Below are 7959 nucleotides of genomic sequence, written 5' to 3'. Positions count from 1 at the left end.
CCCGGCCAGACGGTCCCGATACATCCGAACCGCCCGCTCACGAGTCTCGGCATCGAACTTCCTTGGTGCACCCATACCTGCATTCTCCTGGTGAGATCACAGTCTCCACCAGTCCCAGGGCAGTTCAAGAGAACGAAACACCGCGCCCACCGCGCACCTTTCAGCGAACGCGCACGTTGCAACCTGCGCAGCAGCTGCAACGTGCGCAGCACGGGCAGAGAGAACGAAACACCGCGCCCACCGCGCACCTTTCAGCGAACGCGCACCTTGCAACCTGCGCAGCAGCTGCAACGTGCGCAGCACGGGCAGAGAGCGACACTCCGCGCCCACCGCGCAGGTTGCAGCGAACGCGCACCTTGCAACCTGCGCAGCGGCTGCAACGTGCGCAGCAAAGCAAAGAGAGCGAAACACCGCGCCTCACCGCGCACCTTGCAGCGAACGCGCACGTTGCAACCTGCGCAGCTGCTGCAACGTGCGCAGCACGGGCCGAGGGAGGGAAACCCCGCGCCCACCGCGCACCTTTCAGCAAACGCGCACGTTGCAACCTGCGCAGCAGCTGCAACGTGCGCAGCACGGGCCGAGAGAGCGAACCTCCGCGCCCACCGCGCACCTTTCAGCAAACGCGCACGTTGCAACCTGCGCAGCAGCTGCAACGTGCGCAGCAAAGTCAGCGCTGGTTGCGCGGCTTCCAGACGACGAGGGCGTTGCGCTGCACCGGGACGAGATCGCGTCGGTAGCCGGCGTGAACATCTGCCAACTCCTGCGCGAGCTCGGCTACCCGCGCCTGCAGTGCCTCGACCTGGTTGGTCAGCTCGATGATGCGCTTGATGCCCGCGAGGTTGACGCCTTCGTCCTGCGACAGCCGCTGAACTTCGCGAAGCAGCGCCACGTCTCGCGGCGAGTACCGTCGCCCACCGCCGTTGGTGCGGTGGGGTGTGACGAGCCCGAGCCGGTCGTAGGTACGCAACGTCTGCGCGTGCATGCCGGCGAGCTGTGCCGCGACGGAGATGACGAACACCTGCGCGTCGGGATCAGCGTGGCCGGGCCCCTGCGCGCCGGAGCCGGGAGGGGGAACCGTCATCATGCACCTGCCCACCCGGCCCGCGGGTCGAATCCGCTGGCCTTCTCTGCTTCCAGATAGGCATGCAAGGCTTCGGTGGCCGGATCGTCGAGCTTCTGCGGCACCGCGACCTTGACCGTGACCATCAGGTCACCGGGTGTTCCGGCCTTCTTCGGAACGCCGCGTCCACGCACACGCAGCACGCGGCCGTCGACCGTTCCCGGCGGAACCTTCACTCCGACGCGGCCGTCGAGCGTGGGGACGGACAGCGTCGTCCCGAGCACGAGCTCGCCGTAGCTGACCGGGACCGTGACCGTCAGGTCGTCGCCGGTGCGTCCGAAGACCTTGTCGGGCCGGACACGGACGGTGACGTACAAATCGCCCGACGGTGCTCCACGCAGCCCGGCTTCGCCCTGGCCTGCGAGGCGGATCTTCTGGCCGTCCGAAACTCCTGGTGGGACGCGCACGGTGATGGTGCGCGTGCGGTTCTGCACACCGGTTCCGCGGCAGTCGTCGCACGGGTCGTCGATGATCGAGCCGGTTCCGCGGCAGTCGTCGCACGGCTCGCTGAATCCGAACGCACCCTGGTTGCGGTTGACGACGCCGGCGCCGTTGCACCTCGGGCACACCCGCGGACTGGTTCCGGGCTTGGCCCCGCTGCCGTGACACGTGGTGCACGACGACGGGCTCGTGAGCCGCAGCGGAACGGTGACGCCCTGGGTGGCCTCGCGGAAACCGAGAGTCGTCTCGGTTTCGACGTCGCTGCCACGCCGCGGCCGATTGCTCGCGGTGCGTTGCTGGCCACCGCCGCGATTGAACAAACCACCGAACAGGTCGCCGATGCCGCCGTCACCGCCGCCTTGACCGAAGATGTCGCCGACGTCGAACGTCTGTCCGCCACCACCGAACCCGCCTGCGCCTGGATTGAACCCACCGCCACCGCCGCGACCGAAGCCGCCCGACGCGAACAGCCGTCGAGCTTCGTCGTATTCCTTGCGCTTGGCCGGGTCGGTCAGCACGGACTTGGCCTCGCTGACGGCCTTGAACCGCTGCTCGGCCTCGGCGTTGCCCGGGTTGGCGTCGGGATGGTTGTCCCTGGCCAACTTTCGGTACGCCTTGGTGATTTCTTCCGTGGTGGCGCTGGAGGAAACGCCCAGCTCCTTGTAGAAGTCCTTCTCGATCCACTCCCGCTGGCTCACCGGGCGTTTCCTCCTCTCGCTCTATTTCTTTTTACTTCTCCTCGGATGCATCGGCATCCGATTCCGCAGCTGTTGCCGGGACTTCGTCGACCACGCCCACCATCGCGGTACGCAGGACCTTGTCGCCGAGCTTGTAGCCCGGACGCATCAACGTCCCGATGACCGGATTGCTGCCGTCGCCCTCGTGGGAGACGGCCTCGTGGATCGCCGGGTCGAACGTGTCGCCGACGACACCGAACGTCGCGAGACCGATGTTGGTGAAGACACCGGCCAGCTTGTCGGCCACCGACTTCAGCGGACCCGTCTCCAGGTCGCCGTGCTGACGCGCGCGCTCGAGGTCGTCGAGAACGGGAAGCAGCTGCGATACGACGGACGCCTTGGCGTTGTCGATCACCGACTGCTTGTCCCGATCCGTACGACGGCGGTAGTTGGTGTACTCCGCCTGCAGACGCTGCAGATCCGCGGTGAGCTCTTCGACCTGCGTGTCACGCGGGTCCTGCTCGTCCTCCGCGATCGCTTCTTCCACCGAGCCGGGCTGCGGCGCAGCCGCGGTACCCGCCAAGGGTTCCGCTACTGCGTCGCCGTCCCGTGCTTCACCGGTCTCGCGATCCACCTTGCGCTTGTCGACATAGGTGACCGGTTCCTGCTCGGTGTTCTCCGAGCTCACTTCTTCTCCGAATCGTCGGCAGGCTCGTCCACGACCTCGGCGTCGACGACGCCGTCGTCGGCTGCCTGAGCGCCACCGTCGGCGCCGCCCTGCTCCTTGGCCTGAGCCTCGTAGATAGCGGTTCCGAGTGCCTGCGACTCGGTCGACAGCTTCTCGACGGCCGTCTTCACAGCCGCGATGTCACTACCGGCGAGAGCCGACTTGGCCTCTTCGATGGCCGTCTCGACGCGTCCCTTGAGCTCTGCGTCGACCTTGTCCTCGTTGTCCTTGACGAACTTCTCCGTCTGGTGGACGAGGGACTCGGCCTGGTTGCGGACCTCGGCCTCTTCGCGACGCGCCTTGTCCTCTTCTGCGTGCGCCTCGGCGTCCTTGACCATCCGGTCGATCTCTTCCTTGGACAAGCCGGAGCCGTCCTGGATCTTGATCGTGTTCTCCTTGCCGGTGCCCTTGTCCTTGGCCGTGACGTGCACGATGCCGTTGGCGTCGATGTCGAAGGTGACCTCGATCTGCGGCACCCCGCGCGGAGCCGGCGGCAGCTCGGTCAGCTCGAAGGAGCCGAGGAGCTTGTTGTGCGCGGCGATCTCACGCTCACCCTGGAAGACCTGGATCTGCACCGACGGCTGGTTGTCGTCAGCGGTGGTGAAGGTCTCGGATCGCTTCGTCGGGATGGTGGTGTTGCGCTCGATGAGCTTGGTCATCACGCCACCCTTGGTCTCGATGCCGAGGGACAGCGGCGTGACGTCGAGGAGCAGAACGTCCTTGACCTCACCCTTGAGTACGCCGGCCTGCAGAGCAGCTCCGACAGCCACGACCTCGTCCGGGTTGACGCCCTTGTTGGGCTCGCGTCCGCCGGAGAGTTCCTTGACGAGCTCGGAGACGGCGGGCATACGCGTCGAACCACCGACGAGCACGACGTGGTCGATGTCCTTGACGGCGATGCCGGAGTCCTTGACCACTGCCTGGAACGGCGCACGAGTGCGGTCGAGCAGGTCGGAGGTGATCTTCTGGAACTCGGAACGGCTGAGCTGCTCGTCGAGGAACAACGGGTTCTTGTCCGCGTCGACCGTGATGTACGGCAGGTTGATCGAGGTGCTCTGGCTGGAGGACAGTTCGATCTTGGCCTTCTCGGCAGCCTCACGCAGACGCTGCAGCGCCATCTTGTCCTTGGTCAGATCGATGCCGTTCTGAGCCTTGAACTTGTCGACGAGCCAGGTCACGATGCGCTCGTCCCAGTCGTCGCCACCGAGGTGGTTGTCGCCGGACGTCGCACGGACCTCGACGACACCGTCGCCGATTTCGAGCAGCGAGACGTCGAACGTGCCGCCACCGAGGTCGAAGACCAGAATGGTCTGCTCGCTGTCGCCCTTGTCCAGGCCGTATGCGAGAGCAGCCGCGGTGGGCTCGTTGACGATGCGCAGGACGTTGAGACCGGCGATCTGGCCGGCTTCCTTGGTTGCCTGACGCTGCGCGTCCTCGAAGTAGGCGGGCACGGTGATGACCGCGTCGGTGATCTCTTCGCCCAGGTAGGCCTCGGCGTCGCGCTTCAGCTTCTGCAGCGTGCGCGCGGAGATCTCCTGCGAGGTGTACTTCTTGTCGTCGATCGACGTCGTCCAGTCGGTGCCGATGTGGCGCTTGACGGAGCGAATCGTGCGGTCGACGTTGGTAACCGCCTGGTTCTTCGCGGGCTGGCCGACCAGCACTTCACCGTTCTTGGCGAAAGCGACGATCGACGGAGTGGTGCGTGACCCCTCGGAGTTGGCGACCACAACCGGCTCGCCGCCCTCGAGGACGGACACGACCGAGTTGGTGGTCCCGAGGTCGATACCGACCGCACGAGCCATAGTGTTTCCTCCTGTTTGTAGCTTGGTCTGATTCCTAGCTGAGCGAACCGCACTCAAGTCTGCCCCGACGGATTCGGATCCGTCAACTCGGACTTGAGCCTGGTCCACTCAAGGCTGTCGAAAGGCTCAACGGAGGGGTCGGCGCGTTTGTTCCCGCGGCTCACGAAAATTGTTCGACATGGCCCGACACAGCACTGCGCCGCGACGGGCATACCCGTCGCGGCGCAGATTCGGTGAAAGCTCGTAATCTAGGCGTCGGCCTCGTCGTCGACCTCGGGCGCGCAGTTGATGCTCAGCAGGCCGACGGCGATGTTGTTCGGGTACGCGGCGTCGAGCTGCGGGCTGAACGCTGCCGCACCGCCGGGACGCGAGACCCACTCGGTCAGCTCGCTCGGGACCGTGTAGGTCACCTTCTCGCCGGCCTCGATGACCTCCTCGTTGAAGACACCGGGCGCATCGGGGAACACGGCGAAGTTGGTGGCGACGTTCGCCGCGTCACCCTTGCCCACGTTCTCGACGTCGATCGTCAGAGCGGCGAACAGCCCCTCCTTGCCCTCGACAGGCACGCACTTGGTTCCGATGGCCACCGCGAGGTCGGGCGACTCCGGCATCGACGATCCGAACGGCGCGGGTGCGGGCGCCTCTTCTTCCTGAGCCGACGCAACGGGTGCCAGCGCGACCGCACCGACGGCGGCGGCGAAGACGGCCGTCGAGGCCATGACTGTGGTGCGGGCAAAGCGACGCATATGTGACTCCTGTGACTGAAGTGAAGGTTGTTGCGACTAACTATTACCTACATCAATCAGACATTCCACACCGAACGGTCTCGATTGGGTGACGCTTCAAGCACCGAACGTCACGGCTTACAACGATGTAATTCACCGCCGCAGAGCCTGTCTCGCAGTCAGGTTTCGCGGAATATCGGCGGGGGGATACGGAACACTGCGGCGCAGCCCGCGCGTACGTAGGGTCTAGAACAAAGCGAGGCTACGGAGGCACATGGATCCCGAAGTGCAGCACGAACCGAGCGAGATCACGTACGACGAGAAGTTCTATCCGGCACGACCCCGTCCGCTGCGCCCTTCCGTTCGCCGTGCCGACCGCAACGGCGCGCGGTCCCAGGACGGCGACCCGTCGGCGGACAATCCGCAGTACGTCGAATGGCTCACCGAGCAGTCGATGCTGCGCGACGCCACGCTGATCGCCGAGCAGCTGTCCGGCAAGGGCAGCATGTGGCAGAACCCGTACGCCGATCCGAACCCGCGCGGTGCCGTCGAACGTGCGCCCGTCTGGTTCACGGCCTACCCGATCTCGGTCATCAACGCCCCACGCACGAGCTTCCTCAGCACCCTCGGCGACGAGGCGCTGTGGCAGGCGTTCTCCGAAATCGGTATCACCGCAGTCCATACCGGGCCGGTGAAGGTCGCGGGCGGCATCCACGGCTGGCGTCCGACACCGTCCGTCGACGGTCACTTCGACCGCATCGGCATGCAGATCGACCCGGCCTTCGGCACCGAGGAAGAGTTCCGACGCCTGTGCGTCGTCGCAGCCGCGTACGACGGCATCGTCATCGACGACATCGTCCCCGGCCACACCGGTAAGGGTGCCGACTTCCGGCTCGCGGAGATGGCCGTCGCCGATTACCCGGGCATCTACCACATGGTGGAGATCGAACCGCAGGACTGGCATCTGCTCCCCCGCGTCCGCGCGGGCGCCGATTCACAGAACATCGACGCCGAAGCCGAGGCCAATCTCGCCCGCGCCGGCTACATCATCGGCCAGCTGCAGCGCGTCATCTTCTACGAGCTCGGCGTCAAGGAAACCAACTGGAGCGCAACAGCTCCCGTCGTCGGTGTCGATGGCGTCGAACGACGCTGGGTGTATCTGCACTACTTCAAGGCGGGGCAGCCGTCGATCAACTGGCTGGACCCGTCGTTCGCCGGAATGCGTCTGGTGATCGGCGACGCGTGCCACTCCATCGCCGATCTCGGAGCGGGCGCCCTGCGTCTCGACGCGAACGGGTTCCTGGGCGTCGAGCGTCGCGCCGAAGGACCGGGGTGGTCCGAGGGACATCCGTTGTCCGAGGCCGCGAATCATCTGATCGCGAGTGTCGTACGCAAGATGGGCGGGTTCACGTTCCAGGAGTTGAACCTGACGATCGACGACATCAAGGCGATGGGCGCCAACGGCGCCGACCTGTCGTACGACTTCATCAACCGGCCCGCGTACCACCACGCACTCGTCATGGGAAACACCGAATTCCTGCGGCTGACAATGTCGTTGGCCCGCGACCACGGCGTCGACCCGGCATCTCTGGTGCACGCGCTGCAGAACCACGACGAGCTCACCTTCGAGCTGATTCACTTCGCGACGCTGCATGCCGAGGACGAGTTCCACTATTGCGGCGAGGTCGTCAAGGGTTCCGACCTGGGCGACCAGATCCGCGCGGAGCTCACCGACCGTCTGACCGGCCGATGGGCGCCGTACAACCGAACGTTCACGACCAACGGAATCGCTTGCACCACAGCTAGTGTCATCACGGCGTCGCTCGGGATCAGAGACCTCGACCGGATGGACGAATCCGACATCGAGACCGTCAAGACGGCACATCTGATGCTCGCGATGTACAACGCGCTGCAGCCCGGCGTGTTCGCACTGTCCGGTTGGGACCTGCTCGGAATTCTGCCGGTCGACGCGGACGACGTGGCCGAGCTCATCCGTGAGGGCGACACCCGCTGGCTGAACCGCGGGGCGCACGACCTGATGGGCAGCTATCCCGAAGCCGAACGATCGGAATCCGGAATGCCGCGCGGCAGAAGCCTGTACGGCACGCTTCCCGAGCAGTTGAAGGACCACAACTCGTTCGCCCGTCGTCTGGCCCGAATCATCGAGCTACGCAACAGGTACGGCATCGCCACTGCGCAACAGCTCGACGTGCCGACGGTGTCTCACAAGGGCCTGCTCGTGCTGGTCCACTGCCTGAATCAAGGCGTCATCCAGGCGACCGTCATCAACTTCTCGTCGGACGAGGTCGTCGCCACCATTCAGTCCAAACATCTGACGGCAGGTGCGACGGTCTACGACATGTTCGACGACTCCGAAGTCGCTGTGGTCGACGAGCTGAACAGTTTCCCGATGACGCTCGCGCCGTACCAGGGGGTGCCGGTCATCCTGCGGTGACCCTAGGATTGG

6 protein-coding genes are annotated in these 7959 nt (G+C 65.4%); 1 reads left to right on the top strand and 5 read right to left on the bottom strand.

All coding sequences use genetic code 11. From position 1 onward, the window contains the following. Window positions 1–667 precede the first annotated feature (667 nt). The 5 genes from HQ354_RS12265 to HQ354_RS12245 form a co-directional block, all read right to left on the bottom strand. A complete protein-coding gene (locus tag HQ354_RS12265) occupies window positions 668–1081 on the bottom strand; it encodes a heat shock protein transcriptional repressor HspR (protein WP_068425406.1) in 414 nt (137 codons plus the stop codon). Continuing rightward, window positions 1081–2259, bottom strand: a complete 1179-nt coding sequence (gene dnaJ, locus HQ354_RS12260) for a molecular chaperone DnaJ (protein ID WP_068425409.1) — start codon at window positions 2257–2259, stop codon at window positions 1081–1083. The genes HQ354_RS12265 and dnaJ overlap by 1 nt, the downstream gene beginning before the upstream one ends. A gap of 31 nt (window positions 2260–2290) precedes the next feature. After that, window positions 2291–2926 (bottom strand): nucleotide exchange factor GrpE, encoded by a 636-nt coding sequence (gene grpE, locus HQ354_RS12255; RefSeq protein ID WP_068425412.1) that lies wholly within the window; start codon window positions 2924–2926, stop codon window positions 2291–2293. Continuing rightward, window positions 2923–4767 (bottom strand): molecular chaperone DnaK, encoded by a 1845-nt coding sequence (gene dnaK, locus HQ354_RS12250; protein ID WP_068425414.1) that lies wholly within the window; start codon window positions 4765–4767, stop codon window positions 2923–2925. Before dnaK ends, grpE begins: the two co-directional genes overlap by 4 nt. Before the next feature lie 248 nt (window positions 4768–5015). Next, window positions 5016–5513 (bottom strand): hypothetical protein, encoded by a 498-nt coding sequence (locus HQ354_RS12245; RefSeq protein ID WP_068425416.1) that lies wholly within the window; start codon window positions 5511–5513, stop codon window positions 5016–5018. Between the two features lie 253 nt (window positions 5514–5766). Between HQ354_RS12245 and treS the strand changes: the two genes are divergently transcribed. Continuing rightward, window positions 5767–7947, top strand: a complete 2181-nt coding sequence (treS, locus tag HQ354_RS12240; protein WP_068425418.1) for a maltose alpha-D-glucosyltransferase — start codon at window positions 5767–5769, stop codon at window positions 7945–7947. Window positions 7948–7959: the final 12 nt, after the last annotated feature.

It is taken from the genome of Rhodococcus sp. BP-261 (assembly GCF_019835205.1).
Lineage (GTDB): Bacteria > Actinomycetota > Actinomycetes > Mycobacteriales > Mycobacteriaceae > Rhodococcoides > Rhodococcoides kyotonensis_B.
This window is presented reverse-complemented; position numbering and strand designations above follow the sequence as displayed.

Bases quoted from the DNA above. Each gene is read 5' to 3' on its own strand.
- HQ354_RS12265 (WP_068425406.1), bottom strand. From the start codon at position 1,081: ATGACGGTTCCCCCTCCCGGCTCCGGCGCGCAGGGGCCCGGCCACGCT.
- dnaK (WP_068425414.1), bottom strand. From the start codon at position 4,767: ATGGCTCGTGCGGTCGGTATCGACCTCGGGACCACCAACTCGGTCGTG.
- HQ354_RS12245 (WP_068425416.1), bottom strand. From the start codon at position 5,513: ATGCGTCGCTTTGCCCGCACCACAGTCATGGCCTCGACGGCCGTCTTC.
- treS (WP_068425418.1), top strand. From the start codon at position 5,767: ATGGATCCCGAAGTGCAGCACGAACCGAGCGAGATCACGTACGACGAG.